The organism is Nonomuraea sp. NBC_00507 (assembly GCF_036013525.1).
GTDB lineage: Bacteria > Actinomycetota > Actinomycetes > Streptosporangiales > Streptosporangiaceae > Nonomuraea.
This window is the reverse complement of the sequence record NZ_CP107853.1, coordinates 7,546,871-7,572,742: the sequence shown is the minus strand read 5'-3', so window position 1 is coordinate 7,572,742 and position 25,872 is coordinate 7,546,871. Positions and strand designations below refer to the sequence as shown.

Below are 25,872 nucleotides of genomic sequence, written 5' to 3'. Positions count from 1 at the left end.
CGCACGGGGTTGGGTCGTTCTCGTCGGTCCGGTCGTCAGACGGTGACGACGACCTTCCCTCGGGTGTGGCCGGCCGCGACGTAGCGGAGGGCGTCGGCTGCTTCGCCGACGTTGCGGGTGCTGCACACACCCGCAACGTCGGCGCCAAACGCCTTGGCGATCTGTACGGCGAAGGAGCCCACGCCGCCCGACGTGCCCGTGACCAGCACCGTCTGGCCCGGTCGAACGTTCGCGATCTTGCGCAATGCCTGCAGCGCCGCCATGGCCGAGGTGGGCACCGCTGGCGCGTCCACGGCCGACAGGTTGGCGGGCACGGACAAGAGGTTGTCCGCCGGGACGCAGGCGGACTCCGCGAGCGTTCCAGCGGTGCTCTGGCCGAACACCTCGTCGCCGGGGCGGAGAGCGGTGACATCCTTCCCGACCGCTGCCGCCACGCCAGCGAGGTCCCTGCCAGGGATGCCGTGGCGCGGCCGGCGAAGCCTGAACGCCAAGCGCACCACGTACGGCTCACCGGTCATGACGAAGTAGGCGCCAGGATGTACCGAGGCCGCGCCCACCTGGACGAGCACATCGCCTCGACCGGGCAGCGGTAGCCCGACCTCGGACGACTCGAGCACTGAGGGCGGCCCGCATCGTCGTCGCCCCGGCCGGACTCGCCCCCGTCACCAGGTGTGCTCCGGCATTCGATCGCTGTTCGATTCCCACAGAAGCCTCCTCGCGTCCGAGCTACGACTCTCGCTGATTCGTACATCGTACGTCGTACGCTGTACTACGAGTAGTACGCTGTACCATGACCGTGCGCTGAACGATTGTCAAGCCGTTCGAGGGAGCGAGGAGACCCGTTGTCTGCGAGGGAACGACGCCAGGTCGCGTCAGATGCGGGGCTGAGCAAGAAACGGGTGGTGGTCGAGGCGGTCCGGCTCGCCGACCGCGAGGGGGTCGGCGAGCTGAGCATGCGCCGGCTGGCTCGCGCGCTCGGCGCGGGCGCGATGTCGCTCTACTACTACGTGGCGAGTAAGGAAGAGTTGCTGGACGCCATGATCGACGTCGTGTTCGAGGAGATCGAGCTCCCGCCTGAAGAGACCGACTGGCAGTCAGCGATGCGACGTCGGGCGGTATCCGCCCGACAGGTTCTCGCACGCCACCCGTGGGCGATCGGCCTGATGGAGTCGCGGACATCGCCGGGGCCCGCGAACCTCCGCCACCGCGAAGCGGTCACCGCCTGCCTGCGCAGGGCTGGCTTCCCGGTCTTGATGGCGACGCACGCCAACTGGTTGCTCGACAGCTATGTCTACGGTTTCGCCCTGCAGGAAGCCAGCCTGCCATTCGACACCGCCGATGAGTTCGCGGACATGGCCGAGGACGTCTTCCTGCCCCAGCTTCCTCCTGACGAGTTCCCCTACCTCAACGAGTCCGCCGCAGTGCTCGCCGCCGCCGGCTACGACCCGGCGGAGGAGTTCACCTTCGGCCTCGACCTCGTCCTAGTCGCCCTCGAGCCCCTGAGAGTGCCTACGTGAGCCTCCATCCGTGATGTCGTTATGTGATCGTGTGGATTTGTAGCGTTACCGCCAATCTGCGGGACCAGTTGTGCTGGGATGGCGCGGTGACCGAGCGCAAGCCGTACCCGAGCGACTTAACCGACGCTCAGTGGGCGTTGATCGAACCGGTCCTCACGGCATGGAAGGCCGCGCACCCCTCGGTCAGCGGCCACGAAGGCAACTATGCGCTGCGGGAGATCGTCAACGCGATCCGCTACCAGGGACGAACCGGCGTCCAATGGGACTATCTCCCGCACGATCTGCCGCCCAAGGGCGCGACGTACTACTACTTCGCCAAATGGCGCGACGACGGCACCGACAAGACGATCCATGACCTGCTGCGCTGGCACCTGCGCGAGAAGAAGGGCCGATTAGCCGACCCGAACCTGGTCGTACTGGACACCCAAAGCGTCCACGTCGCGGCTGGCGTCCCCGCCACCACGACCGGCCGGGACGTCGCCAAGAAGGTGCCGGGACGCAAGCGAGGCCTGGCCGTAGACGTGCTGGGCCTGGTCATCGCGGTCGTCGTGCTCGCGGCCTCAGCCCACGAGAACACGGCCGGGATCGCCCTGCTGGACCAGGCCGCCGTCGTCACCGAGGGCAGCGTGACCAAAGCGCTGGTCGACCAAGGGTTCAAGAACACGGTCGTCGCGGTGGCCGGCCCGATCGTGGCCGGGTGCGTGCTGGTGCCGTTCCTGACGCCGCTGGTCCGGCCGGACGTCCCGGTGCCGCCCTGGTGGCAGGTCCTGCTGGGCTTCGCCTGCATCGCCGCGGTGCTCGCCTGGGGGATGTTCGTACGAGCCCGGCGGCAGTCCCTGCGCGAACGGGCCCGGCGGGTCGAATCCGAGCGGGAACTGCGCCTCGCCCAGGTCCGCCAGTCCGAACGCGACCGGATCGCCCGGGAGATGCACGATGTGCTCGCCCACCGCCTGTCCCTGCTCAGCCTGCACGCCGGGGCGCTGGAGCTTCGTCCCGACGCCGCGCCCGAGGAGGTCGCCCGAGCCGCCGGGGTGATCCGCGACAGCGCGCACCGGGCGCTGGAGGATCTGCGCGAGGTCATCGGCATGCTCCGCGCCGGCCTCGACCGGTCCGAGGAAGGGCCGGAGCAGCCCCAGCCCACCCTGGCCGATCTTCCCGACCTGGTCGATTAGTCACGGCGCGCGGGCATGCGGGTGCTGCTCGACTGCCGGGTGGGGGAACCGGCGGCCGCGCCCGCGGCGATCGGGCGCGGCGCGTACCGGATCGTGCAGGAAGAGCTGACCAATGCCCGCAAGCACGGCCGCGACGGCCAGGTGTCGGTGGCCGTCGCCGGGGCGGCAGGGGAAGGGCTGACGGTCGAGGTGCGCAACCCGGCCGGCGCCACCGCCGTCGCCGGGATCCCGGGCGGCGGCAGTGGCCTGATCGGCCTGGCCGAGCGGGCCGGCCTGGCCGGTGGACGGCTGGAGTACGGCCCGACCGCCACGGGTGAGTTCCGGCTGTGGGCATGGCTGCCGTGGCCGAGATGAACGCCGCGATCCGGGTTCTCATCGTGGATGACGACCCGCTGGTACGGGCCGGCCTGGCGATGATCATCGGCGGTTCGCCCGAGCTGAGCGTGGTGGGCGAGGCGGCCTGCGGAGCCGAGGTGCCCGCCGCGGTGGAGGTCTGCGCCCTGATGGACATCCGCATGCCCGTGCTGGACGGCCTGGCCGCCACCGAGCTGCTGCGTGCCCGGCCCGACCCGCCCGAGGTCGTCGTGCTGACGACCTTCGACGCCGACGAGTACGTGCTGCGCGCCCTGCGCGCCGGGGCCAGCGGCTTCCTGCTCAAGCACACGCCGCCCGCCGAGATCCTGCGCGCGATCGTACGGGTGTCGGCCGGGGAGCCCATCTTGTCGCCGACGGTGACCCGCCAGTTGATCGCCCACGTCGCCGACACCGGCGCCGCCGCCCGGCGGCAGCACGCCGTACGCGTGCTGAGCCTGCTCAGCGAACGGGAGCGGGAGGCGGCCGTCGCCGTGGGCCGGGGCAGGTCCAACGCTGAGATCAGCGGCGAGTTGTTCATGAGCATCGCGACCGTGAAGGCCCACATCTCGCGCATTCTCGACAAACTCGACCTCAACAACCGCACCCAGATCGCCCTGCTCGCCCACGACGCCGGCCTGACCGGCTGAACCTCACCCCCGGCGGCGCCTGACCCGGATGCCCGCCGTCTCGCCTCCCGGGCACTGATCGAGCTGAGGACCTGACATGGATCGCCTCTCTCGACCAGGAGAGAGGCGAAGGGATCTTGTTGAAGTGGGCAATCTCGTCCCTAGCGGCATGGCGATCCGCCGGATGCCTCTTGACCTGCGGAGACGCCTTCCGGCCGGCGACTGATGTTAAGAATAGTTGACACGATGTCTGCTGTGCTTTACGTTAGACCGTGTTAAAGGTTCTTTACATGGAGCGATCCGGCGCCCACCGCACCCCCACTCAAGAAGGGACACCCCATGAGAGCAGTGACTTACTACAAGTACGGCGCCCCCGACGTTCTGGGCATCGAAGAGGTCCAAACCCCCGCCCCCGGCGACAAGGACGTGCTGGTGAGAATTCACGCCGCCCTGGTGACCGCGACGGACGCCATCTTCCGCGTAGGTAGCCCGTTCTTAGCGCGGATGTTCACCGGTCCCATCAAGCCGAAGACCAAGACGCTAGGCGGCGAATTCGCCGGCGAGATCGTGGCAGTCGGCAAGGACGTAACCCGCTTCAGCGTGGGCGATCAAGTCTTCGGGGACACCGGTCCGGCACTGGGCGCCCACGCCGAGTATGTGCGCCTGCCCGAAGATGGAGCACTGGCCGTCATGCCGACCGGCCTGGACCACGCTCAGGCCGTCGCCGTCCTGGACGGCGTACTGACCGCCCTGCCGTTCCTCCGGGACAACGCACATCTGCGCGAGGGGCAGGAGATCCTCATCAACGGCGCCGCCGGCAGCGTGGGTGCGGCGGCGGTGCGACTTGCCAAGCACTTCGGGGCGCGGGTCACCGGAGTGTGCAGCACCGCCAAGCTGGAGCTGGTGAAATCGCTGGGCGCCGACGAAATCATCGACTACACCAAAGAGGACTTCACTCGCGTCGGCCGCACCTATGACGTGGTCTTCGACGCCGCCGGCAAGAGCTCGTTCTCGCGGAGCAGGCGCGTGCTGAACAGTGGCGGCGTCTACCTGTCGACCGTCCCCTCCCCGGGGATCCTCCTGCAGTCGTTCTGGACGCGGAAGTTCGGTGACAAGCGGGCGGTCATCGCCTTCACCGGCCTGCGTCCCACCACCGACAAGGCCGAAGACCTGCGCTTCCTCACTCAAATCACCGAAGCAGGGCAGATGAGGGCGGCCATCGACGGGCGCTACCCGCTGGCAGAGGCCGCCGACGCGCACCGGCGCGTCGATTCCGGCCGCAGGCAGGGCAGCGTCCTGATCACCATGGAGCACAACGGCAACTGACCGAGGTCCGGAAGGCTTCAGCGGGTCAGCAGAACCAGGGCCAGGCCCATCAGCGCGGGAACCGTCTGCACGAACAAGATCCTGGTGTCACGTTGGTTAACGGCACCCCGTACGCCGTGAATCGCCACCTGAAGGTTGGTGCGCTCCGCCTCAGGAGAGGCTCCAGGCCAGAACGTCTCCATAAGCGCCTCACGCGACGGCCGCGGATGCCGATAGGTCACCAGAAAGGCCAACAACGAGCCGTACCGCCCGCTCGGCCACGTACCGATCGGCGCGCCGTCCACACCGGTATCGACATCCCCCTACCGGCGACCTCACACCCGCCTCCGCACCGCACCCGGGCTTCCCGAGCATGGACGGGCTCAGGCCAGGGCCGAGATCTCGATCCGCGTATGGCCGGCAGGGGCCACCAGGCAGGAAACCATCGTCCATCCCCACGCTGATACGCGAAGCCTGACAGGCCCGCCTTATTCCAGCAAGCGGGCCACAGCAAGCCCAGTCCTGGTACGACGACGGATCGGGCAGCGAACGTCATCGCCCGAGCTGCCAGCGGAACCCGATCACATCCCGGAGTCAGCGACTCACAGCAATCTCCCGCTCCACACGCGACAGCTTCTCAGGATTACGCACATAGTAGAGCCCAGTGACCAAACCGTCCTCGACCCGCACAGCCAAGACACCATCGATCTCCCCATTGAGCCGGACGAGCAACGCCGGACCGCCGTTGACCTGCACCAGCTCAAGCGACATCGCGGCACCGACCTTTCCCAGGCCGGCCGCCCACAAGCGACCCACCTTGCCGGCCCCCACAATCGGCCGCGGCACCGCCTGCTTGACCCCACCACCATCACTCAGAAGAACGACATCGGGGGCGAGGATCTCCAGCAGACTCTGCAGATCACCCGTCTCGACCGCCCGCTGGAACGCCTCCAACGCACCACGCGTCTCGGCCGAGGAAACCACACCACGCGGCCGACGCGCCGCCACGTGAGCCCGCGCCCGATGAGCGATCTGCCGGACCGCGGACGCGCTCTTGCCGACCGCTTCCGCGATCTCGTCATAACCCAGATCGAACACCTCGCGCAGCACGAACACCGCCCGCTCAGCCGGCGTGAGCGTCTCCAACACCAGCAGCATCGCCATCGAGACGCTCTCGGCCAACTCAACATCCTCGGCCACATCCGGCGCGGTCAGCAACGGCTCCGGCAGCCAAGGGCCGACGTAGGACTCCTTGCGCCGGCCCAGCGTACGCAGCCGCGTCAACGCCTGCCGAGTGGCGATCTTGACCAGGTACGCCCGCTGATCCCGCACCATGTCCAAGTCGACGTCCGCCCACCGCAGCCAGGTCTCCTGCAGGACATCCTCGGCGTCGGCGGCCGAGCCCAGCATCTCGTAGGCGACGGTGAACAGCAGGCTGCGGTAGGCGACGAACGCGTCAGTAGCGGGGTCCGAGCTGCCTTCCTCGCTCATGTCCCCGCCGCGACCTCCGGCGCTGTCCGCAACGCTGGCCATGGGTGGCTCCTGTCTGCCGGCTCTCGACTGTGTCACCCACAAGACGCCGGACCCTGCCCTGTTGTGACACCAAACCGGCAAAGAGCGTAGTGCACTCCCTCCGCAGTCAGGCCGAGCCATCGGCATCGGGCATTCGTAGCTGCTCTAGTCGGGGTTTTTGGGGGGCTATTACGAGAGGTGCTCACCATGGAATCGCCTTTACAATGTAGATTTATAAGCGGACGAGCTGCACCGCCTGAGGCGGGGCCTAGGACGGAAGTCCGCCCGGAGCCTCCGGCCAAAGGCCGAGGCGGCGGGCGGCAGCCTGCCCTAGCGTCGGCGGCATGACGTTCCTCGTGACCGGAGCGACCGGCAAGGCCGGTCGGCATGTCGTCGAAGAGTTGCTCCGCCTGGGCCACCGGGTGCGGGCCCTGACCCGCCACCCTGCCAGAGCTAGCCTCCCCGGCCAGGTCGAGGTGGCCGAAGGCGATCTGACAGACCCCGACAGCGTACGGCCCGCGCTGCGCGGCGTCACCGGCGTGCACCTGCTGACCGTGGGCGGCGACGACTACGCCACGCTGCGCACCGGCCCTCAGCTGGCCACGATGACCGCCGAGGCCGGGGTGCGGCGCGTGACACTGCTCTGGAACGGGCGGCCCGGCCCCGTGGAGGAGGCGTTCGAACGCGGCGACGTCGAATGGACGCGCCTGCAGCCGGTGGACTTCATGAGCAACACACTCGGCTGGGCGCCGGACATCCGCGCAGAAGGACGGGTGTCCGAGCCGTTCGGCGACGTCCCCATGGCGGTGATCCACGAGGCCGACGTAGGCGCGGTGGCCGCCGCGGTGCTCGCCCGGGGCGGGCATGGCGGCAAGGCGTACACACTGACCGGGCCGCAGCCGTACACGGCCCGGCAGCGGCTGGCCACGATCGGCAAGGTGCTCGGCAGCGAGCTCCACTTCGACGAGCTGACCGAGCAGCAGGCGCGCGAGCGGTGGCGGCGCGCCGGCCTCGACGAGGAGCTGATCGAGCTCCTGGCCTCCTGGCAGGGCGACCCGCCCCCGGAGGCCTACACGGTCGTGCCGACGGTGCGGGAGATCACCGGCCGGGAGCCGCGCACGTTCGAGCAGTGGGTACGGGAGCACGCCCGACACTTCACACGCTGAAAACGGTTGTCACCCCCGCATGCCATACTGAACCCTCCGAAAACCGGCCACGGAGGGCGACCATCAGATGATCGCGGCAACCGACCGGCCGGCCCGCGAACGCTCCAGCCCGGCCTTCGGGCTCCCCTGGGCGTTTCTCGTGCTGGTGGGACTGTTGGTGGCCGGCAGGTTCCTGCTCGCGCCACACCTGAGCGACCCGGCGCTGCAAACGTGGGCGACGGTGTTCGTGGCGGTCTGCGTGCAGGCGATCCCGTTCCTGGTGTTCGGGGTGGCGCTGTCGGCGGCGATCACGGCGTTCGTGCCCGCGTCGTTCTGGACACGGGCACTGCCGCGCCGCCCCTACGCGGCGGTGCCGGTGGCGGGCATCGCCGGGGCGGTGCTGCCGGGCTGCGAATGCGCGTCGGTGCCGGTGGCCTCCGGGCTCATGGCGCGGGGTGTGGCGGCGCCGGCGGCGCTGGCGTTCCTGCTGGCCTCCCCCGCGATCAACCCCGTGGTGCTCGTGGCCACCGCCGTCGCCTTCCCCGGCGACCCGTCGATGGTCGTGGCCCGCTTCGCCGCCTCGCTGGCGGTGGCCGTGCTGGCGGGCTGGATCTGGGCGCGGCTCGGTCGCGCCGCCTGGCTGCCCGTCCCGCGCCGCCACGCCGAACCAGGACAGGGCCGGTGGGGCGCCTTCCTCGACGCCATGTGCCACGACCTGCTGCACGCCGGCGGATACCTGGTCATCGGCGCCCTCGCCGCGGCGACGCTGAACGTGGTGATCCCCCGCGAATGGCTCACCGCGCTCGGCGGAGTACCCGTGGTGTCCGTGCTGGTGCTGGCGTTCCTGGCGGTGCTGCTGTCGATCTGCTCCGAGGCCGACGCGTTCGTGGCGGCCTCGCTCACGACGTTCTCACCGACGGCGAAGCTGGCGTTCCTGGTGGTCGGGCCGATCGTGGACCTGAAGCTGATCGCGCTGCACGCCGGCACCTTCGGCCGGGCCTTCGCCTGGCGGTTCCTGCCGCTCACGCTCGCCCTGGCGATCATCGTCAGCTTCGTCACGGGCTGGGCACTGCTGTGAGCCGCCAGGCCCAGGGGTGGCTGCTCGTGGTGCTCGGTGCGACCCTGCTGAGCGTGTCGGCGTTCTCGGCGATGTACGCCAACTACGTCAGAACCGGCTTCCGGCCCGCGCTCGTCGCGACCGGCGCGGTGCTGGTCGCACTCGGTCTGGCGACCGCCTTCCGGCGGCGGCCCGGCAGCCACTCCCCCCGGGTGGCATGGCTGCTCGCGGCGCCGGTCTTCGCGATCGTGCTGGTCGCCCCGCCCCCGCTCGGCTCGTACGCGGCCCGCCGCCACACCGGCGCTCCCCCACCCGCGACCGCCTACGCCGGGCCGCCGGCCGCCGACCTGACACTCGGCGAGTTCATCGGCCGCGCCCACGGCACCTCCCTGGCCGGCCGGCGGGTCCGGCTGACCGGCTTCGTCGTGACATCCGGACACGGCTGGCACCTGACCAGGATGCGGATCAACTGCTGCGCCGCCGACGCGCTCGCCCTGGAAGTGACCGTCAATGGCGCGCCCGCCCCGCCCGAGGACTCCTGGGTACGCGTCACCGGCACGTGGGTGCCGTGGAAAGACGGGATTCCCTCCGACTACGTGCCGCCTGCCATCGCCGCGACCGAAGTCGTCAGGATCGAACCACCCGCCGAACCGTACGAGGAGCCCACGTGAACCGCTCCTCCCAGAGTTCGCTCCTGCTCCTGCTCGGCGGGGCACTGCTGTGGATCTCCGTCTTCTCGGCCGACTTCGCCAACTACGTCAAGCCGGGCTTCCGGCCACTGTTGATCGTCGCCGGCGCCGTGCTCGCCGTCCTCGGCGTGGCGGTCCCGGCCGCGGAACGGCGGCGCCGACGCCGGACGGCGATCGCCCCGGCCGTGCTCGAGGAAGAGCTGCACCTGGCACGGCTGCTCGGCCGCGAGCCTGTGATCTCCAGCTCGCCGGCGGCCCACGCGGAACACCGCGAACAGATCCGGGTGGCATGGCTGCTGGCCCTCCCCGTGGCCGTGATCTTCCTGATCGCACCACCCGCGCTCGGCTCGTACGCCGTCCAGCGGGCCGAGCACGCCCCCGCCCCTCCCCCGCCGTCCGTCGTGGACGCGAAACTGCCACCGCTGAAAACCGGCCGGGTCAACGACGTGACCATCAGCGAGTTCGCCGGCCGCGCCTGGTCCGCGCCTGCCTCACTGAAGGGCAAGAACGTGCGGCTGACCGGCTTCGCCGTGCCATCGGCCGGCGGATGGCACCTCGCCCGCCTGCGCATCGCCTGCTGCGCCGCCGACGCCCAGACGATGAAGGTCACCGTCAAAGGCGCGCCCGCACCCGCGGCCGACACCTGGGTACGCGTCACGGGGGCCTGGATCCCCGCCGCCCGGACGGCCGTGCCTGCACTGGCCGCCACCCAGGTGGAGCCGGTCGACGCCCCGGACGCACCGTATGAGTAACGACACCCAGACGAGCGCCTTTACATTGTAGATTTCTTGCGTCAGGCGCGAGGGACGAGTTTGAGGCGGTCCACCTTGCCGGTCTGGTTGCGCGGCACGGAGTCCACGAACGTGATGTCGCGTGGCACCTTGAACCCGGCCAGTTCCGCCTTGACCGCCTGCCTGAGCTCCTCGGCCGACAGCGCCGTTCCCTCCTCCGGGACCACGAACGCCGCCAGGCGCTGGCCGTACTCCTCGTCCGGCACGCCGAGCACGGCCACATCCGCGACGCCGGGCCGGCGGGCCAGGAGGTTCTCGACCTCCTGCGGGAAGACGTTCTCACCGCCGGAGACGATCATGTCGTCGTCGCGGCCGTCGATGAACAGCAGCCCGCTGTCGTCGCGGTGCCCCAGGTCGCCGGTGATCAGCAGACCGTCCGCGGCGCCGGTGAACGTCAGGCCGCCGGCCACGAGCACTCGGCCCACCTCGCCCGGTGGCTGCTCGGCGCCGTCCGGGCCCGCGACGCGGACCGTGGCGCCGCGTGGCGGCCGGCCAACGGTGCCGGGGGCGGCACGCAGGTCGGCCGGTGTGGCCAGGGAGGCCCAGCCGGCCTCGGTCGAGCCGTACAGGTTGTAGAGCACCTCACCATAGGCGTCCATGAAGGCGGTGCCCAGGGCAGGCGGGAGCGCCGAACCACCGCAGAGCACCACCCGCAGGTCCGGCAGCGGGCGGGGCGCGCAGGCCAGTAGCCGCTTCAGCATGATCGGCACGGCCACCAGCGCACCGGCCCGCTCGGCGGCGAGTGCGTCGAGCACGGCCCCGGCGTCGAAGCGGCGCAGCAGGACGACCGGGCAGCCGAACACCAGCGCGGCCCCGTACCAGAGCAGGCCGAGACCGTGGAACAGCGGCGGCGCGATGAGCAGGGGCTCACCGCTGCGCAGCGGCACGGTGGCGAGCATGGAGATGAACGGCTCGGCCAGCCCGGCCGGCGACAACGAGCGCGGCGCGCCCTTGGGCGTGCCGGTGGTGCCGGAGGTGAGCAGCACCAGCCGCCCGGCCCGGCGCGGCGGCTCGTGCGGGCCGGCGCCGCTCAGGCCGCCCTCGCGGGTGAGCTCGTCGAGGTCGGTGATGCGGGGGCCGGCGAAGTCCACCGGCGGCAGGTCCGGCGCCGCGATGAGCGCGTGCGCGCCTTCGCGCCGCAGCACCTCCCGCAGCCGCGGCCCGGCCAGCCCGGTGTTGAGCAGCAGCAGGTCCGCGCCCAGCCGCGACACTGCGGCGACCGCGGTCACGAAGCCGCGATCGTTGGGCCACATGACCGCCACCGTCCGCCCAGGACCCACGCCATGCCGCCCGCGCAGGCCGGAGGCCAGCGCCGCCGCCCGCTCGTTCAGCTCGGCGAACGTGAGCGACCCCGCCTCATCCACGACAGCCCGCCGCTCCGGCCAGCGCGCCGCCGCCATGGCCACGCCCGCGGCGGGGCTCACGTGGAAGTGCCGGTACGCCTCCACCATGCGCGCCAGCGCGGCAGGCGGCACCGGCGCCAAGAGCCCGTTGCGGGTGAGCGTGACCACGGCCTCGATCCCGAAGCCGCCCAGCTCCGCCAGCCTTCCGATCATCGGCGCACCCGGCCCTTCTCACGCAGGCCGTACGTGTACCCGCCCGCGCCGCCCTGGAACCCCTCCCGGGCACCCGCCGCCCGGACGTGGCCGCGCTCTGCCCGCTCATCACCCGGTGACGGCCGCGGCGGCGGCGCGTAGGCCGAATCGTTCGGCGAACGCCGACAGCTCATCACGTCGCGCCTGCGGCTCCGCGGCGGCAGGACTCACCACGATCCGGGTCACGCCCTGCCCCGCCAGCCTCTCGACATCCTCCTCGGTCATGTCGATCGCCCCCCACCGCGTGTACTCCAGCGCCTGCGGATCCCGCCCGGCCTCGACGGCGGCCGACCGGGCGAGCTCCCACTGCGCGGCCCGTTCCCTGGCGTCCAGCGCCCCGCCGGGAAAGTAGCCGTCGCCGCGGCTCCCGGCACGGCGCGCCGCCGCCCGGCTCGATCCGCCGACATGGATCGGCAACCGGGCGACCCCGTGCGGCTTGGGGAAGCTGCACAGGTCGTCGAAGGCGAAGAACTCCCCCGCGAAGCCCACGCCGTCCTCGCCGCCGCCCCACAGCAGCCGCAGCACGTCGATCGCCTCGTCGGCGCGCCGCCCCCGCGTGGCGAAATCCACCCCCACCGCCCGGGCCTCCCCCGGCAGGGCGCCCAGCCCCACGGTCAGCAGCCGCATCCGCCCCTTGGACAGAACGTCGACGGTGGCCAGGCGCTTGGCGAGGGTCACCGGATGGTGGTACGGCAGCAGCAGCACCGCCGTCCCGAGCAGGATCCGCCGGGTGGCCGCGGCGACGAAGCTCAGGCAGTCGAGCGGATCCACGTACGGCAGCGAGGGCGGGAGCACGAAGGGCCCGACCTTGGCACCCGCATACAGGACCACGTGCTCGGGCAGGTACAGCGACTCGAAGCCGCACTCCTCGGCATGCCGGGCGAACTCCACGATCCCCTCGGGGTCGGCGCCGAAGTGGGCCGTGTTGTAGGTCGTCCCGAACGTCATCCTCATGCGCGCCTCCGGCGGTCCGGCAGTCAGGTCCCGACCACGCTAGAACCCTGCCACCGGCGTCAAGGCAACCCTCCCGCCTCGTCTTCACAGACGCTTGCGGCCCGGGAGTGAGGAGGGCTTTAATACGCCGAGCCCCGGCTGCCCGAAACCCCGTCGCCGATGAGGAGGCCACATGACCGTCCCCGCAGGTCAACCCCGCCTCCGAGGCGTCGGGGCAGCGACGTTAACGCTAACACCCGTCCATCCGACCCCATGAAACTTTCTTTTTGCCCGCCGGGAAAGCGCTTACCACCTAGGAGAGGATCACGCGATGCGCTTAAGAAAGGCCGGCGCGGCCGTCGTGCTCGCCCTCGCAGCGGCGACCGCCACGACCGCAGCCCCCGCTCATGCGGCCCCGCCCACCAAGCAGATGGAGGACCTCGACCGCGGGCTGATCAGCGTGCGGTCGGGCTCAGGCAACCTCGTCTCCTGGCGGCTGCTCGGCACCGACCCCGACGGCGTCTCGTTCAACCTGTACCGCGGCTCCACCAGGGTCGCCACCGGACTCACCACGTCCACCAACTACCTCGACAACGGCGCCGCGGCCGAGGCCTCGTACACGGTCCGGGCGGTGGTCGGCGGCGTCGAGCAGGCCGCCTCACCCGCCTCGCTCCGCTTCACCGGCGGCTCCTACCTCGACGTGCCGATCCAGCCGCCCTCGGGCGGCACGACGCCGGACGGGGTCGCGTACACCTACAGCGCCAACGACGCCAGTGTGGGCGACCTCGACGGCGACGGGGAGTATGAGTTCGTCCTGAAATGGGACCCCTCCAACGCCAAGGACAACTCCCAGTCCGGCTACACCGGCAACGTGTACGTCGACGCCTACCGGCTCAACGGCACCCGCCTGTGGCGCATCGACCTGGGCCGCAACATCCGCGCCGGCGCGCACTACACCCAGTTCCAGGTGTACGACTACGACGGCGACGGCCGGGCGGAGGTCGCGATGAAGACCGCCGACGGCACCAGGGACGGCGCCGGCACGGTCATCGGCAGTTCGAGCGCCGATCACCGCAACTCCAGCGGCTATATCCTGGCCGGCCCTGAGTACCTGACCATGTTCAACGGCCTGACCGGCGCCGCGATGTCCACGGTCGGCTACGACCCGCCGCGCGGCACGGTCTCCTCCTGGGGCGACAACTACGGCAACCGGGTGGACCGCTTCCTGGCCGGCACGGCGTACCTGGACGGCGAGCGCCCATCGCTGATCATGGCCCGCGGCTACTACACCCGCTCGGTGATCGCCGCCTGGGACTTCCGCAACGGCACGCTGACCAAGCGGTGGACCTTCGACAGCAACTCCGCCGGCTCGCAGTGGGCCGGCCAGGGCAGCCACAGCCTGTCCGTCGGCGACATCGACGCCGACGGCCGCGACGAGATCGTGTACGGGGCCATGGCCGTGAACGACAACGGCACCGGCATGTGGACCACGCGTACCGGCCACGGCGACGCCCAGCATCTGGGCGACTTCGACCCGGCCCGGGCCGGGCTGGAGTACTTCAAGGTCAGCGAGTCCACCTCTCAGCCCGGCTCCCTCTACATCGACCCGCGCAACGGCCAGATCCTGTGGTCCACCCCGACCGGCAGCGACAACGGCCGCGGCGTGGCGGGCGACATCTCGACCGTCAGGGTCGCGAGCGAGTTCTGGTCGGCCGCGGACGCGAACCTGCGCAGCGTCACCGGCAATACCGCCGGCCGCAAGCCCTCCTCCATCAACTTCCTCGCCTGGTGGGACGGCGACCCCGTCCGGGAACTGCTCGACCAGACCAGGATCGACAAGTACGGCACCAGCGCCGACACCCGCCTGCTGACCGCGTCGGGCGTGCACTCCAACAACGGCACCAAGGCCACGCCGTCGCTGTCGGGAGACCTGTTCGGCGACTGGCGCGAGGAGGTCGTCTGGCCCACCAGCGACAACCGCGCGCTGCGCGTCTACGCCACGCCCACGCCGACCGACCGCCGCATCTACACCCTGATGCACGACCCCCTCTACCGGGTCTCCATCGCCTGGCAGAACACCGCCTACAACCAGCCGCCGCACACGAGCTTCTTCATCGGCGACCGCATGCCCACACCACCCAGGCCAAACATTTACGTGAGGTGAGCTCACCAAACCCGAAATGATCTCCTGGGCCGCCTGTGGGCCGTCCGGCGAGATGGCGGGCCGTCGCAGCGCCGCATCGACGGCCCGCCGCATCCGCTGCAGACGTCGCCATGAGATGGGCATAGACCGTCAACAGCAGAGCGCCCCGTCGATGCCGATTAACCCGAAGGCCGAGGGTCGCCACGCCACCCCTATGAGCTGTTTCTTGGATCAGCATCGGAGCCGGATGAGCATGGCAGCGACTGTGCGGGTGCCGCGCCGGCGAGCGCCGCTCGCAGTAGGGCGCGGGCCGACCAGCGCATGGTTTCCACCGCCTCCTCACGGGAGAGGCCGGCGATGTCGGTGAGCCATATCAGCGCTTCGATGCCGCTGGCGGATCGGATCGCCATGGCGAGCCGATGCACGTCGATCTCGGGGTTGGTCTCGCGTAGCGGCGCCAAGGCGTCCTCGATCCAGCCGATGGCTCGCCCTCCGCGGAGAACCGGCCGGTCGGTGTCGGGGACGGGTTCCAGCGACAGGCGCAGCGACGTGCGCAGTTGTGGTTCCCACTCGACAGTTATCCGGGTGAAAGCCTCCATGACCAGGTCGAGCCGGGCCTGCGGATCGCTGGGCGCATGCTCGGGCAGCAGTGACTGCTGCTGGGTCTCGGGATGTGCGGCAAGCAGCAGCGTGCGCTGATTGGGGAAGTACCGGTATGCCGTCGTCCGGGAGATCCCTGCTGCGGCTGCGGCCTGCTCCACGGTGGGGATGGCGCCTTGCTTCAGCAGCTCGCGCGTGGCCGAGATGAGCGCTTGACGCGTGCGAGCCTTCTGCTGATGACGGCCACCCAACTCATATGGTACTGACATGCCCATCATGGTATCTTCGTCCCATGGGACTTGAGTCCCATATCGGCGTCAGTGCTCTGACGAAGCAGACCGGGTGATGCGCTCATGGACCACGATCCCACCACAACCAATCCCGACCTCTATAAACTGATCTTCGAGAACGAGCGCATCCGTGTCCTGGAGTACAAGGACAAGCCGGGCGACAAGACCACACCCCATCGGCATCCCGACAGCGTCATGTACACGCTGAGTTCCTTCAAGAGAAGGGTCGCGGCCGGCGCCCGGCAGGTAGATGTCGAACTCCAAGCCGGGCAGGTGCGATGGGTCGGCGCTCAGGAGCATTCCGGCGAGAACATCGGCGACACCGACACACACACGATCTTCGTTGAGCTGAAGGAACCACTCGGCAGCGGCTCGCCAACGCCTGCCAGCCTACTGGGGCCCAGTACCACCTGATCAGAACCAGGTCACGCGGATCGCGGCCTCTCGCGTGGACTCGACAGCGTCCCCACCGGCTCATCACGTGCCCCGCCCATCGTTGACATCGTCGCCCTGACATCGATCGGCAGATCAAGCAACGGCAGACGCAAGCCAGCCGGCCAGCCGATCCCACTCCCATCCGCCCCTCCCCGGGCCCTCGCCGGGATGCCGGCAGCACTGAGCCCTTCACCGCGGAGCCCCTGACAGTGCGTTCCTGCGCTCGATCACGGGGGTGCCGCGCGCTCGGCGCGCCCTGAAGAGACCTCACCACACCACCAGAATCGAGACGATCGCATCATGGCAAGTGTTGGCAGCAGCCGTACCTCCACAGCAATGGCCTTATGCCGCGCACTATCGGTCAGCACCCCGCTCGCGCTGGCCGCGACGCTGGGCGCCGGTGTCCCCGCCCATGCCGACACCACCACGGCGGCCATCACCAGCGCCTGCCGCATCCAGCCCCATGGCCTGATCGGCGCGCGGTGGAGCGAACTCGGCGGCGAGAACAGCGCGCTGGGCTGCCCGCACACCTCCGAGGTGGACGTCTACCTGGACGGCGTCTGGGCCGGACGCCGGCAGAACTTCCTGCGCGGGCAGATGGTCTGGTCACCCCGGCAAGGGCCCAAGATGGTGGTGTCGGCCTGGTCGATCGGCGGATACGCCTACGTCGACTGGCGCACGACCGCCCCCCGCTCCTACGACCGCTTCCTCGTCCGCTGGACCAGCGCCGCGGACAGAGCCGGAACCCAGCGAGACATCGGCGGAGGCACCAGCGGCCGGATGCGGGTCCGCGTGATGACCACCAGCGGCTACCGCTTCATCGTCGAAGGCTGCGACGACGGAACCTTCAGCTCCAGCTGCAAGCAGGGCTGGACCCTCTCGGTGACCGCCTGATGGCAAGGATCTCCAGGACCGTCCTGCTGGCCATCGCTCTGCTCATCTCCTCTGGCTGCGGCCAGGCCGGAGCCGGCCCGTCCTCGCCGAGCCCACCACCCGGGGACGGCCAGAGCGCAACGGCGGCACCCGCCCAGGACTCCTGCGGCGACACCGCCGACAAGGTCAAGCAGCACGCGCAGCAGCCCGACATCCGCTCGGTCACCATGCAGGGCCAGTGCACGCTGGTCTCGATCGAGACCACCCTCGGCGACGAGGAGTCAAACACCGCCAAGAAGATCTGCGACGCAGCAGCCGAGGTGGCCTACTCCGGCGACACCAACTCCATCAGCGTGCAGGGCAGATCCGGCAAGGAACTCTCCGTGGGAATCGCCGGCGCGACGTGCCTGGCACAGCCCTGAACCGCTCTACGAGCTGGTGGAGGCGCGCCTATATCTTCCTGGGAACGGTCGCGGTCGTAGCTTTGGCCACCTAGCTTCGTACCTGATCCAAGAAACAGCTCTTAGACCTCAGTCGCCGGCGCTTCCCAGCTGCAGGTGTCGATCTTCTTGAGGTCAATGGCTCCTTGTTCCAGCCAGGCGAGCGGGGTCTGTTCTATTCGCCGATCTTCTTGGCGTACAGGGTGATCAGCGTGTCCGTGCTCACCTTCCGCCCCGCCGCTGGCGACTGCTTGGTGACGACCCAGTTGCGGTCGAGCACCTGCAGCCGGTTCTGCCCGGTGGCGTCCTTGTCGTTCAGCACGTAGAAGCCTGCCGCCTGCAGCGTGTCCTGGCCTTCTTGGAGGTTCATGCCGACCACGTCCGGCAGTTCCTTCTTCTCTGCCGCGGCCTCGCTCGGGGACTCTTCTTGCGCGGGCTGGTCGGTCTCCTCAGGACTGCTGCTGGCTGTTGGCGTGGCTTGAACGGTCGCGGTGACTGTCTCGATGGGCGCGGTCGGCGAAGTCCCGCTGCTGCAAGCGGTGAGGCACGCGGCGGCGACGACGGCGGAGATGGCCAGGGTCGAATCGGGGGAGCGCATCGTGGAGTCCTCGGGTCTGGAGTGATGTGGCCTACTGTGTGAGACGCCGGATGGTCGCGTAGGGTTGGCGTCCGGTGACGTTCTGTTGGCACCTCAGCGCCCTGCCGCGTGGGCGAGCAGGCATACTCCGGGCCTACGTCTTTCTGAGAAGCCGCTGCCTTGCACGGGCAGGCCATCCTCCTGAAGGGCGAAGCTTCTTCGCGTTGTGCCTACTTGCAAGAGGTCCAGTCGCCGGCGCTTCCCCACGAGCAGGTGTCGATCTTCGGAGATTCGGGGACAAATCAGCTAAAAGGTGCGGCGGGGCAGAACCCCAGAGCACTTGCCGGGTTCCTCGGCACCTGGCCCGAGGAAAGGGACACCGGGGGCGGCCCTCGGAGAGGAGGCCGTCCCTGGCGCGGGCTCAAGCGTCGTCACGCACACCCCGCCCGGCCATTCACGCTCATCGACGATCGCCGGTTAGCGCATCTTGCCTCTGACCCGTCCCCTGGGATCGAGGGCTGATGCCGACGAGTCCGCGGCCGCCAATCGGACCGCGCCATCGGTCATGACCTACGATCAGTCCGGCAGTTGCAACCGGTAGTCCAGCAACTCATCGATCAGGTTTCTGACTTCCTGATCACGACGCATGAGCCGCAGTGCAGCAAGCATTTCATCTACCTGAGCGCGCGTCGGCCGGTCGTGGAGCGATGCAGCCCAAATGACCAGCCTGCTCACGACAGCCTCCACAAGTAATTCTCTGCCTCTAATGCAAAACATAATATTTTGCCGATCTGCGGTCCGTGCTATTGCCTCAATTTTTAGCGTTTCATTGCCAAAAGTCCTGTTGATGCGGGTACGGGCCGTTCTGGTGCGTCACGGCCCACGGATCTAGACAAGGAGAGGCGCACTGGCGGTCGCTGCCATGGTTTGCCACATACGCCAGAGGGGCTGCCGAGATCTGTACTGTCTGCCCCGAGCTGGGGAGCAGGTTACGGCGTGTCAACGACGGCGGTGGTGCCCTTGCATCCACGTGTGCTTCTTCGCCACACCGGGGCCTGGGGTTCATGTGCTATGCGCTACCACGCCGCGCAGGCCCGGTGTTCGGGGCCTTCAGGATCTATCGCATCCGCCCGGATCCGGACAGCCGGCACAAATCGAAAGCGTGAGGTGAAGGAGGGATCGCCATGACGACCTTGAGCATCATCAAGGCCGACACCGGGGGATTCGTCGGCCACGGAGCCGTCCACCCGGACATGATGGCCGAGGCCCGCCGCGAGGTCGGCCGGGCCGTCGAATCCGGGCTGCTCATCGACGGGCACGTCGCCAGCTGCGGCGACGACGTCTCGCTCATCATGACCCACACCTACGGCCCCGATTCGGCGCTCATCCATTCGTTCGCCTGGGACACCTTCCAGGCCACCACGTACATCGCCAAGGAACTCGGCCTGTACGGCGCGGGCCAGGACCTGCTGTCGGACGCCTTCTCCGGCAACCTGCGGGGCATGGGCCCCGGCTACGCCGAACTGGAGTTCCAGGAACGGCCATCCGAACCCGTCCTCTGCTTCCTGGCCGACAAGACCGAGCCGGGCGCATGGAACCTGCCGCTGTACAAGATCTTCGCTGACCCGTTCAACACGGCCGGTCTGGTCATCGACACCAAGATGCACGCCGGCTTCGCCTTCGAGGTCTACGACCTGCACCAGGAGAAGCACATCACCTTCGACTGCCCGGCCGAGCTGTACGACATGCTCATGTACATCGGCGCCCCCTCCCGCTACGTCATCCACAGCGTCCGCTCCAAGACCCTGGACGAGACCGCGGCCGCGACCAGCACGCAGAGGCTGTCCCTCATCGCCGGCAAGTACGTCGGCAAGGACGACCCCGTCATGATCGTCCGTTGCCAGTCCGGTCTGCCCGCCGTCGGGGAGGCCCTCGAGCCGTTCGCCTTCCCGTACACCGTGGCCGGCTGCATGCGCGGCTCGCACCACGCGCCGTTCCTGCCGGTCTCGACCGACCACGCGACCCCGTCCCGCTTCGACGGACCGCCGCGCGTGGTGGCACTGGGCTTCCAGATCCACGACGGGAAACTGATCGGGCCGCGCGACATATTCGTCGATCCGGCCTTCGACCAGGCGCGCGCCCAGGCCGGCGAGATCATGGACTACCTGCGCCGGCACGGCCCGTTCGAGCCGCACCGGCTGCCGCTGGAGGAGCTGGAGTACACCACCATGGCTGAGCTCACCAAGCGGCACGCCGACCGCTGGACCTCCATGACCACCGAGGTCATGACCACCCAGGACGCCGAACCCGGCACCACCGCTGCATGGATCGGCTGACATGAACCCGGCACTACGGAATACGACGGCTTCGGGGGGCGGAAAGCCCGATTCCAGCATGCCGGCCGCCGCATCAGCCCACTGACCGTCGATAACGGAATGACTGCCGGGGAAGCGCATGGCTGACGAGCGATACGAGGGGAGGCCCGCCGCAGCGTGACGATCGTGCCGATCCAGGAGGTGATCGACCACGTCGGTTTCGGCCGCTTCCAGCGGCGGCTGTTCCCGGGGCCCGTTGTGAGCAGCGCCACGGCAGGCGGCGAATCGAACAGGGATCAAGCAGGAGAGGGGCAGTACATGTGATCGACGAAGTCGATGCGGTGGTGGTCGGCGCCGGGCCGAACGGGCTGACGGCAGCGGTCACGCTCGCGCGGGCCGGTGTGGAGGTACGAGTGTATGAGGGTGCCGCGACGGTGGGCGGTGGAGCAAGCACGCAGGAGTTGACGCTGCCCGGTTTCCGGCACGATGTGTGTTCGGCCGTGCACCCGCTCGGCGCGGGCTCGCCGGCGTTCAGGGCGATGCCGTTGGGACAATACGGACTTGATTGGGTGCAGCCGCCCCTCCCGCTGGCCCATCCGTTCCCCGGCGGGTCGGCCGTGGTGCTCGCCCGCTCTGCTGAGGAGACCGCGGCCTCGCTGCACGGGGACGGCCGGCGCTATCGCCGCCTGATCGCGCCTTTCCTCGGGCGATGGGACGGCCTGGCCCCCGACGTGCTGCGTGCTCCGCTCGCCATCCGGCCCCGCCATCCCGCGCTGCTGGCCCGGTTCGGCGCGCGGGCCGTGGCCCCGGCCGCGCTGCTGGCCCGCCTGTTTCGCGGGGAGCGCGCCCGCGGCCTGCTGGCCGGGCTCGCGGCGCATGGCGTCGCGCCGCTGGGCTCGCCTGTCACCGGCGGGATCGCCGTCCTGTTCGCCCTGGCCGCCCACGAGGTGGGCTGGCCGTTCCCTCGCGGCGGCTCTCAGGCTCTGTCGGAGGCGCTTGCCGCCTACCTGCGGCATCTCGGCGGGCAGATCCACACCGGGCACCCGGTCTCCAGCCTGGATGACCTGCCGCCCGCGCGGGTGTACCTGCTGGATGTGATGCCGGAGCGGCTGGCGGATCTGGCGGAGGGAAGGCTCCCGCACCGGTACGTCCAGCGCCTGCGCCGCTACCGCCACGGCCCCGGCGTCTTCAAGGTCGATTACGCCTTGTCGGCGCCGGTCCCGTGGACCGCACCAGCCTGCACCCTGGCCGGCACCGTCCATCTCGGCCCTTCCTTCGCCGAGATCGACACGGCTCTGCGCGCCGCCTACCGAGGCGAGGCGCCTGCTACCCCCTTCCTCATCGTCGCCCAACCCAGCCTGTTCGACTCCTCCCGCGCGCCCGATGGCGGACAGGTGCTGTGGGTCTACGGCCACGTCCCCCACGGGTGGCGCGGCGACCTGACCGCGGCGATCGAGCGGCAGATCGAGCGATTCGCCCCCGGCTTCCGCGATCTCATCCTCGTCCGCAGCATCGCCGGCCCCGCGCAGATCCAGGCGCGTAACCCCAACAACGCCGGAGGCGACATCGCCGGTGGCGCCTGCGACCGCCTGCGCCTGCTGTTTCGGCCGACGGCGGCCCGGGTTCCCTACGCCACCCCGAACCCGGACATCTACCTGTGCTCCTCGGCCACCCCTCCCGGGCCGGGGGTGCACGGCATGTGCGGATACCACGCGGCACAGCTGGCGGCGCGCCGCATGTTCGGGATGACACCGGCGGAAAGGACGGTGAAGGGAGAGTAGGTGTGGAATGGTTCGGAGCACCCGACTACTTGCTCGGCCGGCTGATCTTCCAGCGCGGGCTGGCCGCCATCTATCTGATCGCCTTCCTGTCCGCGGCCAACCAGTTCCGCGCCCTCATCGGTGAGAACGGCCTGACACCGGTGCCGGCGCACCTGCGCCAGGTGCCCTTCCGGGCCGCGCCGAGCATCTTCCACCTGTATTACAGCGACCGGTTCTTCGCCGCCGTGGCCTGGAGCGGGGTGGCGCTGTCGGCCGCGGTCCTGGCCGGGCTCGCCGATCTGGTGCCGCTGTGGGCCTCGATGGTGTGGTGGACGGTGCTGTGGGCTTTGTACCTGTCGATCGTCAACGTGGGACAGGTGTGGTACTCCTTCGGCTGGGAGTCATTGCTGTGCGAAGCGGGTTTTTACGCGATCTTCCTCGGCAACGCGCACACCGCCCCTCCCGTTCTGGTGCTGGTGCTGCTGCGCTGGCTGCTGTTCCGGCTGGAATTCGGCGCCGGTCTGATCAAGGTGCGGGGAGACCCATGCTGGCGCGACCTGACCTGCCTGTACTACCACCACGAAACCCAGCCGATGCCCGGCCCGTTGAGCTGGTACTTCCACCACCTGCCCAGGCCGCTGCATCGCATTGAAGTCGCCGGCAACCACGTCGCCCAGCTTGTCGCCCCGTTCGGGTTGTTCGCGCCTCAGCCTTATGCGAGCGTGGCCGCGGCCTTCATGATCGCCACACAGCTCTGGTTGATCATCTCGGGGAACTTCTCCTGGCTGAACTGGCTGACCGTCGTGCTGGCGGCATCCGTGGTGGACTGGTCGGTGCTGTTCGCGTCACCCGCCCCGGCGCGTCCTGTCCTGGTCGCGCCTCTGTGGCACGACGCGCTGGTGGTGGCGGTCACGACGCTGGTCGTGGTGCTCAGCTATTGGCCGGTGCGCAACCTGCTGTCCCGCCACCAGCTGATGAACGCCAGCTTCAACGCCTTTCACCTGGTCGGCACCTACGGCGCCTTCGGCACCATCAACAAGACCCGCGATGAGATCGTGATCGAGGGCACCGACGAGCCTGACATCACATCCGACGCACAGTGGAAGGAGTATCCCTTCAAGGGCAAACCCGGCGATCCCGCTCGCTGTCCACCCCAGGTCGCCCCATACCACCTTCGGCTCGACTGGCTCATGTGGTTCGCCGCCCTGTCACCGCTCTACGCCCAACCGTGGCTTCTGCCGCTCGTGGTCAAGCTGCTCCAAAACGACCCGGCCACGCTGCGTTTGCTCGCCGGGAACCCCTTTCCCGACAGCCCGCCCACCTTCGTCCGGGCCCGCCTCTACCGCTATCGTTTCACCACCTGGCGGGAGCGGCGAGCGACAGGCGCGTGGTGGAAACGGAACCTGATCGAGGAATACCTGCCGCCCGTCAGCCTGAAGCCCTCATGACAAACCCGCACGCTGGACTCCTGCGCAGACATCAGCGGACGCGGTCGCAGGTCAGAGCTCAAGGGCCAGGGGATCATGATGGCGATGGCCAAGGGGCGGCCGCTGCTTCTACGGCGCGTTCAACTGGCGAGGCAGTGGCGGCGCCACATAATGTCGGGCCGGGCACTGAAGCTGGTGTTCCGGCCTCCTGCCGGCTGCGGGAGCGAAGACCAGCCTCACGAGGAGGCCGGTGACAAATGTTGACCACAAGTGTTGATCGCAATGGTGTTCAGGCGCGTTCGGCGATCGCGGTGACCAGCGGTTGTATCAGGCGGGCGGCCAGCGGCCCGAACGCGGCCAGGATCAGCACATAGGTGGCCGCCAGAGGCCCGAGGTCGGGATGGGTGCCAGCGGCCACCGCGAGCCCCGCGATCACGATGTTGAACTCACCGCGCGGGATGAGCGCGATGCCGGCCCGAGCCCTTCCTGCTGGGGCGATTCCGGCCCGGCGCGCGGCGTAATAGCCGGTCACCAGCTTGGTGAGCGTGCTGACCAGCGCAAGCAGCACCGCCAGCCCGGCCACCGCACCGATCTTACCGCCGCCGACACCTGCACGTGCTGGGCCACCCCGGCCACCAACAACGCCAGTCCGACCACTTTCAAAAGCAGAACCTCGGGATTGGGGCTGCGTACGAACGCCTCGATGACGTGGCCATAGCGCAGCGCCACCAACAGCACCACACTGACGCTCGCCAACGCGACAGCCACCGCCACCATGCCTGCGACGAGGCTCAGCCCGGCCAGCAGGACCGTCAGCGGCAGATAGACCGCCATCGTCAGGTCCTCGAACACCAGCAGCGACAGCGCCACCGGCGTCTCCCGGTTGCCAATCCAGCCAAGGTCCGAGAGGACCTTGGCGGTGATGCCGGAGGAGGTGGCGTAGGTGAGGCCGGCCATCGCCACCGCCGCGACCGGACCCCAGCCCAGCGGGATCGGCGAGATGCCCACCCGCAACGCCAGCGCGGCGAGCAGACCCAGAGCGAGGATGATCGCACCGAATTCCAGGAACAGCAGAGCCGTGTGGTGCACCTGCGGCCTACCCTCGGGCCAGGATGTCGGCGACGGCGTTGACACCCTCCGCGCTGCCCACCACGACCACTAGGGTCACCGGCGGCCAGGAACGAAGTCCGGTGCGGGGCTGGCGTACACCTGCCCGCCGCGGACGACGGCCACGATCGAGGCGCCGGTACGGGTGCGCACCCGCGCATCGTCCATCGGCCGACCGGCGTACGGCGAGTCATCCGCGATCGGCAGCTTCTCGCTGACCAGTCCTTCGACCTCGCGGTGCAGATCATTCAGCCGCTGCACCACCAGCGGCGCACCGAGCAGCTCGGCCAGGGCGTCGGCCTCCTCATCGTCGAGTATGACGGTCCCACCGGCGCGATCAGGATCGTCGCGATCGTAGATCACCAGATCGCGGCTGCCGGTCCGGTGCGAGACGATCCCGATGCGCCGCCCCGATCGCGTGGTGGACTCATGCCGCAGCCCGATGCCGGGCAACGCGGTCTGCTCGATCTCCACCATCAGCCCTATCTACCGGCATTCCCACCTGTGCCGTACCCACGGCAACGCCGCATTCCGATCGCGCGGCCCGCTCGCCCCCACGCGCACGCCTCACCCCTGCGCCATCACCGGCGGCACCATCGTTCCCCTCCGAGGGCGCGGCCGAGCCGGGTGAGGACCGCCCCTCTTGCCGTAGAGCGGGTCGAAGGTAAAGGCAGGCGGGGATCGTTGAAGGCTCACAAGCGGGCAGGATTTGCCGAAGACTGGTCAAGTTGTTAAATGGTGATGAGCACTCTCTGCGTGGAGTGCCAATCAGTTACTAGCCGGGCTGTCGCCACGGGAACAAAGGAGACAAGACGGGCGAGCAGCCGAGAAGGAGGCCTCATGGACAAGAAATGGGTCCGCTGGCAGGACTGGCTGGCATTCGTCGTGGGCGTCGTGACAGCGCTGACCCCGCTCTGGTACACGCCCGACACCGCAGGCGGCACGTGGGCGCTGGTGGTTCTGGGTGCCCTGCTGGCCGTCGGCGCACTGTGGTCGCTCGCGGTTCCGAGCGCCGTCATGAGCGAATGGACGCACGTCGTACTCGGTGTCCTGCTCTTCATCGCTCCCTGGGCGTTCGGCTTCGCCGATCAGGCGGGCGCGGCCTGGACCGCGTGGATGGCCGGTGTCCTGGCCATCGCGGCAGGGCTCTGGGTCGCCGTTCCCCAGGCTCGAGGCCGGAGATCCGCGCACGCCTGAAAGCAATCGCCG

General features: G+C 69.3%; 29 protein-coding genes. 18 read left to right on the top strand and 11 right to left on the bottom strand.

Features of this window, described 5'->3' with window-relative positions; genetic code table 11:
* Positions 1–35: 35 nt before the first annotated feature.
* Positions 36–617, bottom strand: a complete 582-nt coding sequence (locus tag OHA25_RS36330; RefSeq protein ID WP_327581432.1) for an NAD(P)-dependent alcohol dehydrogenase — start codon at positions 615–617, stop codon at positions 36–38.
* Positions 618–842: 225 nt separating this feature from the next.
* Here OHA25_RS36330 and OHA25_RS36325 point away from each other — a divergent pair, with 225 nt between their 5' ends.
* From OHA25_RS36325 to OHA25_RS36305, 5 genes are all read left to right on the top strand, one after another.
* Positions 843–1,517, top strand: coding sequence for a TetR/AcrR family transcriptional regulator C-terminal domain-containing protein (locus OHA25_RS36325; RefSeq protein WP_327581431.1), 675 nt, complete (start codon positions 843–845; stop codon positions 1,515–1,517).
* A gap of 86 nt (positions 1,518–1,603) precedes the next feature.
* Positions 1,604–2,689, top strand: coding sequence for a transposase (locus OHA25_RS36320; protein WP_327581430.1), 1,086 nt, complete (start codon positions 1,604–1,606; stop codon positions 2,687–2,689).
* Between the two features lie 15 nt (positions 2,690–2,704).
* The gene (locus OHA25_RS36315) at positions 2,705–3,043 is read left to right on the top strand and encodes a sensor histidine kinase (protein WP_327581429.1); all 339 of its coding nucleotides are present in this window, start codon (positions 2,705–2,707) and stop codon (positions 3,041–3,043) included.
* Positions 3,022–3,690 carry a response regulator transcription factor gene (locus OHA25_RS36310; protein ID WP_327581428.1) on the top strand — a complete coding sequence of 223 codons (669 nt, stop codon included), beginning with the start codon at positions 3,022–3,024 and terminating at the stop codon, positions 3,688–3,690. Before OHA25_RS36315 ends, OHA25_RS36310 begins: the two co-directional genes overlap by 22 nt.
* A gap of 318 nt (positions 3,691–4,008) precedes the next feature.
* Entirely contained in the window at positions 4,009–4,995 is a 987-nt protein-coding gene (locus tag OHA25_RS36305) for an NAD(P)-dependent alcohol dehydrogenase (RefSeq protein ID WP_327581427.1), read from the top strand.
* A gap of 17 nt (positions 4,996–5,012) precedes the next feature.
* On the opposite strand, the gene OHA25_RS36300 is transcribed toward OHA25_RS36305, so the two are convergent.
* Together OHA25_RS36300 and OHA25_RS36295 are read right to left on the bottom strand one after the other, a co-directional pair.
* Positions 5,013–5,279 carry a hypothetical protein gene (locus tag OHA25_RS36300; RefSeq protein ID WP_327581426.1) on the bottom strand — a complete coding sequence of 89 codons (267 nt, stop codon included), beginning with the start codon at positions 5,277–5,279 and terminating at the stop codon, positions 5,013–5,015.
* A 289-nt stretch (positions 5,280–5,568) separates the two neighbouring features.
* Positions 5,569–6,465: an RNA polymerase sigma-70 factor gene (locus OHA25_RS36295; RefSeq protein ID WP_327591088.1), complete on the bottom strand. Its 897-nt coding sequence runs from the start codon at positions 6,463–6,465 to the stop codon at positions 5,569–5,571.
* Positions 6,466–6,830: 365 nt separating this feature from the next.
* On the opposite strand from OHA25_RS36295, the gene OHA25_RS36290 reads away from it, so the two are divergent.
* From OHA25_RS36290 to OHA25_RS36275, 4 genes are all read left to right on the top strand, one after another.
* Positions 6,831–7,652 carry an SDR family oxidoreductase gene (locus tag OHA25_RS36290; RefSeq protein WP_327581425.1) on the top strand — a complete coding sequence of 274 codons (822 nt, stop codon included), beginning with the start codon at positions 6,831–6,833 and terminating at the stop codon, positions 7,650–7,652.
* 67 nt (positions 7,653–7,719) lie between these two features.
* Complete coding sequence (locus OHA25_RS36285; RefSeq protein WP_327581424.1) at positions 7,720–8,709, top strand: permease; 990 nt, start codon at positions 7,720–7,722, stop codon at positions 8,707–8,709.
* Positions 8,706–9,359, top strand: coding sequence for a TIGR03943 family putative permease subunit (locus OHA25_RS36280; RefSeq protein WP_327581423.1), 654 nt, complete (start codon positions 8,706–8,708; stop codon positions 9,357–9,359). The genes OHA25_RS36285 and OHA25_RS36280 overlap by 4 nt, the downstream gene beginning before the upstream one ends.
* Positions 9,356–10,129 carry a TIGR03943 family putative permease subunit gene (locus OHA25_RS36275; RefSeq protein WP_327581422.1) on the top strand — a complete coding sequence of 258 codons (774 nt, stop codon included), beginning with the start codon at positions 9,356–9,358 and terminating at the stop codon, positions 10,127–10,129. Before OHA25_RS36280 ends, OHA25_RS36275 begins: the two co-directional genes overlap by 4 nt.
* A 41-nt stretch (positions 10,130–10,170) precedes the next feature.
* On the opposite strand, the gene OHA25_RS36270 is transcribed toward OHA25_RS36275, so the two are convergent.
* Complete coding sequence (locus tag OHA25_RS36270) at positions 10,171–11,724, bottom strand: AMP-binding protein (RefSeq protein ID WP_327581421.1); 1,554 nt, start codon at positions 11,722–11,724, stop codon at positions 10,171–10,173.
* 108 nt (positions 11,725–11,832) lie between these two features.
* A complete protein-coding gene (locus tag OHA25_RS36265; protein WP_327581420.1) occupies positions 11,833–12,717 on the bottom strand; it encodes a TIGR03619 family F420-dependent LLM class oxidoreductase in 885 nt (294 codons plus the stop codon).
* A gap of 310 nt (positions 12,718–13,027) precedes the next feature.
* Here OHA25_RS36265 and OHA25_RS36260 point away from each other — a divergent pair, with 310 nt between their 5' ends.
* Complete coding sequence (locus OHA25_RS36260) at positions 13,028–14,860, top strand: rhamnogalacturonan lyase (protein ID WP_327581419.1); 1,833 nt, start codon at positions 13,028–13,030, stop codon at positions 14,858–14,860.
* Between the two features lie 191 nt (positions 14,861–15,051).
* On the opposite strand, the gene OHA25_RS36255 is transcribed toward OHA25_RS36260, so the two are convergent.
* The gene (locus OHA25_RS36255) at positions 15,052–15,717 is read right to left on the bottom strand and encodes a TetR/AcrR family transcriptional regulator (RefSeq protein WP_327581418.1); all 666 of its coding nucleotides are present in this window, start codon (positions 15,715–15,717) and stop codon (positions 15,052–15,054) included.
* Positions 15,718–15,792: 75 nt separating this feature from the next.
* Here OHA25_RS36255 and OHA25_RS36250 point away from each other — a divergent pair, with 75 nt between their 5' ends.
* The 3 genes from OHA25_RS36250 (at position 15,793) to OHA25_RS36240 (ending at position 17,459) form a co-directional block, all read left to right on the top strand.
* Complete coding sequence (locus OHA25_RS36250; protein WP_327581417.1) at positions 15,793–16,143, top strand: hypothetical protein; 351 nt, start codon at positions 15,793–15,795, stop codon at positions 16,141–16,143.
* Between the two features lie 321 nt (positions 16,144–16,464).
* Positions 16,465–17,058, top strand: a complete 594-nt coding sequence (locus OHA25_RS36245; protein ID WP_327581416.1) for an LGFP repeat-containing protein — start codon at positions 16,465–16,467, stop codon at positions 17,056–17,058.
* A complete protein-coding gene (locus OHA25_RS36240; RefSeq protein ID WP_327581415.1) occupies positions 17,058–17,459 on the top strand; it encodes a hypothetical protein in 402 nt (133 codons plus the stop codon). The genes OHA25_RS36245 and OHA25_RS36240 overlap by 1 nt, the downstream gene beginning before the upstream one ends.
* A gap of 193 nt (positions 17,460–17,652) precedes the next feature.
* Here the strand turns inward: OHA25_RS36240 and OHA25_RS36235 are convergent, their stop codons facing one another.
* On the bottom strand, positions 17,653–18,075 hold the full coding sequence (locus tag OHA25_RS36235) for a PASTA domain-containing protein (RefSeq protein WP_327581414.1): 423 nt from the start codon (positions 18,073–18,075) through the stop codon (positions 17,653–17,655).
* Positions 18,076–18,630: 555 nt separating this feature from the next.
* Positions 18,631–18,789, bottom strand: coding sequence for a hypothetical protein (locus OHA25_RS36230; protein ID WP_327581413.1), 159 nt, complete (start codon positions 18,787–18,789; stop codon positions 18,631–18,633).
* 449 nt (positions 18,790–19,238) lie between these two features.
* Between OHA25_RS36230 and fbp the strand changes: the two genes are divergently transcribed.
* The 4 genes from fbp to OHA25_RS36210 all read left to right on the top strand — a co-directional run bounded on the left by fbp (position 19,239) and on the right by OHA25_RS36210 (position 23,577).
* Entirely contained in the window at positions 19,239–20,390 is a 1,152-nt protein-coding gene (fbp, locus tag OHA25_RS36225; protein ID WP_327581412.1) for a fructose-1,6-bisphosphate aldolase/phosphatase, read from the top strand.
* 156 nt (positions 20,391–20,546) lie between these two features.
* Complete coding sequence (locus tag OHA25_RS36220; protein WP_327581411.1) at positions 20,547–20,693, top strand: hypothetical protein; 147 nt, start codon at positions 20,547–20,549, stop codon at positions 20,691–20,693.
* A complete protein-coding gene (locus OHA25_RS36215) occupies positions 20,690–22,150 on the top strand; it encodes a phytoene desaturase family protein (RefSeq protein WP_327581410.1) in 1,461 nt (486 codons plus the stop codon). Before OHA25_RS36220 ends, OHA25_RS36215 begins: the two co-directional genes overlap by 4 nt.
* A 2-nt stretch (positions 22,151–22,152) precedes the next feature.
* Entirely contained in the window at positions 22,153–23,577 is a 1,425-nt protein-coding gene (locus tag OHA25_RS36210; RefSeq protein WP_327581409.1) for a lipase maturation factor family protein, read from the top strand.
* 268 nt (positions 23,578–23,845) lie between these two features.
* Here the strand turns inward: OHA25_RS36210 and OHA25_RS36205 are convergent, their stop codons facing one another.
* The 3 genes from OHA25_RS36205 to OHA25_RS36195 all read right to left on the bottom strand — a co-directional run bounded on the left by OHA25_RS36205 (position 23,846) and on the right by OHA25_RS36195 (position 25,140).
* The gene (locus OHA25_RS36205; RefSeq protein WP_327581408.1) at positions 23,846–24,139 is read right to left on the bottom strand and encodes a hypothetical protein; all 294 of its coding nucleotides are present in this window, start codon (positions 24,137–24,139) and stop codon (positions 23,846–23,848) included.
* Positions 24,085–24,645 carry a cation:proton antiporter domain-containing protein gene (locus OHA25_RS36200; RefSeq protein ID WP_327581407.1) on the bottom strand — a complete coding sequence of 187 codons (561 nt, stop codon included), beginning with the start codon at positions 24,643–24,645 and terminating at the stop codon, positions 24,085–24,087. The genes OHA25_RS36205 and OHA25_RS36200 overlap by 55 nt, the downstream gene beginning before the upstream one ends.
* A gap of 75 nt (positions 24,646–24,720) precedes the next feature.
* Positions 24,721–25,140, bottom strand: a complete 420-nt coding sequence (locus tag OHA25_RS36195) for a cation:proton antiporter regulatory subunit (protein ID WP_327581406.1) — start codon at positions 25,138–25,140, stop codon at positions 24,721–24,723.
* Positions 25,141–25,503: 363 nt separating this feature from the next.
* Between OHA25_RS36195 and OHA25_RS36190 the strand changes: the two genes are divergently transcribed.
* The gene (locus OHA25_RS36190) at positions 25,504–25,860 is read left to right on the top strand and encodes an SPW repeat protein (RefSeq protein ID WP_327581405.1); all 357 of its coding nucleotides are present in this window, start codon (positions 25,504–25,506) and stop codon (positions 25,858–25,860) included.
* The last annotated feature ends 12 nt before the right edge of the window (positions 25,861–25,872 follow it).

Excerpts from the sequence above, each read along its gene's own strand:
- OHA25_RS36315 (WP_327581429.1), top strand. The coding sequence starts at position 2,705 with ATGCGGGTGCTGCTCGACTGCCGGGTGGGGGAACCGGCGGCCGCGCCC.
- OHA25_RS36310 (WP_327581428.1), top strand. The coding sequence starts at position 3,022 with ATGGCTGCCGTGGCCGAGATGAACGCCGCGATCCGGGTTCTCATCGTG.
- OHA25_RS36305 (WP_327581427.1), top strand. The coding sequence starts at position 4,009 with ATGAGAGCAGTGACTTACTACAAGTACGGCGCCCCCGACGTTCTGGGC.
- OHA25_RS36295 (WP_327591088.1), bottom strand. The coding sequence starts at position 6,465 with ATGAGCGAGGAAGGCAGCTCGGACCCCGCTACTGACGCGTTCGTCGCC.
- OHA25_RS36290 (WP_327581425.1), top strand. The coding sequence starts at position 6,831 with ATGACGTTCCTCGTGACCGGAGCGACCGGCAAGGCCGGTCGGCATGTC.
- OHA25_RS36285 (WP_327581424.1), top strand. The coding sequence starts at position 7,720 with ATGATCGCGGCAACCGACCGGCCGGCCCGCGAACGCTCCAGCCCGGCC.
- OHA25_RS36270 (WP_327581421.1), bottom strand. The coding sequence starts at position 11,724 with ATGATCGGAAGGCTGGCGGAGCTGGGCGGCTTCGGGATCGAGGCCGTG.
- OHA25_RS36265 (WP_327581420.1), bottom strand. The coding sequence starts at position 12,717 with ATGAGGATGACGTTCGGGACGACCTACAACACGGCCCACTTCGGCGCC.
- OHA25_RS36260 (WP_327581419.1), top strand. The coding sequence starts at position 13,028 with ATGCGCTTAAGAAAGGCCGGCGCGGCCGTCGTGCTCGCCCTCGCAGCG.
- OHA25_RS36255 (WP_327581418.1), bottom strand. The coding sequence starts at position 15,717 with ATGATGGGCATGTCAGTACCATATGAGTTGGGTGGCCGTCATCAGCAG.
- OHA25_RS36250 (WP_327581417.1), top strand. The coding sequence starts at position 15,793 with ATGGACCACGATCCCACCACAACCAATCCCGACCTCTATAAACTGATC.
- OHA25_RS36245 (WP_327581416.1), top strand. The coding sequence starts at position 16,465 with ATGGCAAGTGTTGGCAGCAGCCGTACCTCCACAGCAATGGCCTTATGC.
- OHA25_RS36240 (WP_327581415.1), top strand. The coding sequence starts at position 17,058 with ATGGCAAGGATCTCCAGGACCGTCCTGCTGGCCATCGCTCTGCTCATC.
- OHA25_RS36235 (WP_327581414.1), bottom strand. The coding sequence starts at position 18,075 with ATGCGCTCCCCCGATTCGACCCTGGCCATCTCCGCCGTCGTCGCCGCC.
- fbp (WP_327581412.1), top strand. The coding sequence starts at position 19,239 with ATGACGACCTTGAGCATCATCAAGGCCGACACCGGGGGATTCGTCGGC.
- OHA25_RS36195 (WP_327581406.1), bottom strand. The coding sequence starts at position 25,140 with ATGGTGGAGATCGAGCAGACCGCGTTGCCCGGCATCGGGCTGCGGCAT.
- OHA25_RS36190 (WP_327581405.1), top strand. The coding sequence starts at position 25,504 with ATGGACAAGAAATGGGTCCGCTGGCAGGACTGGCTGGCATTCGTCGTG.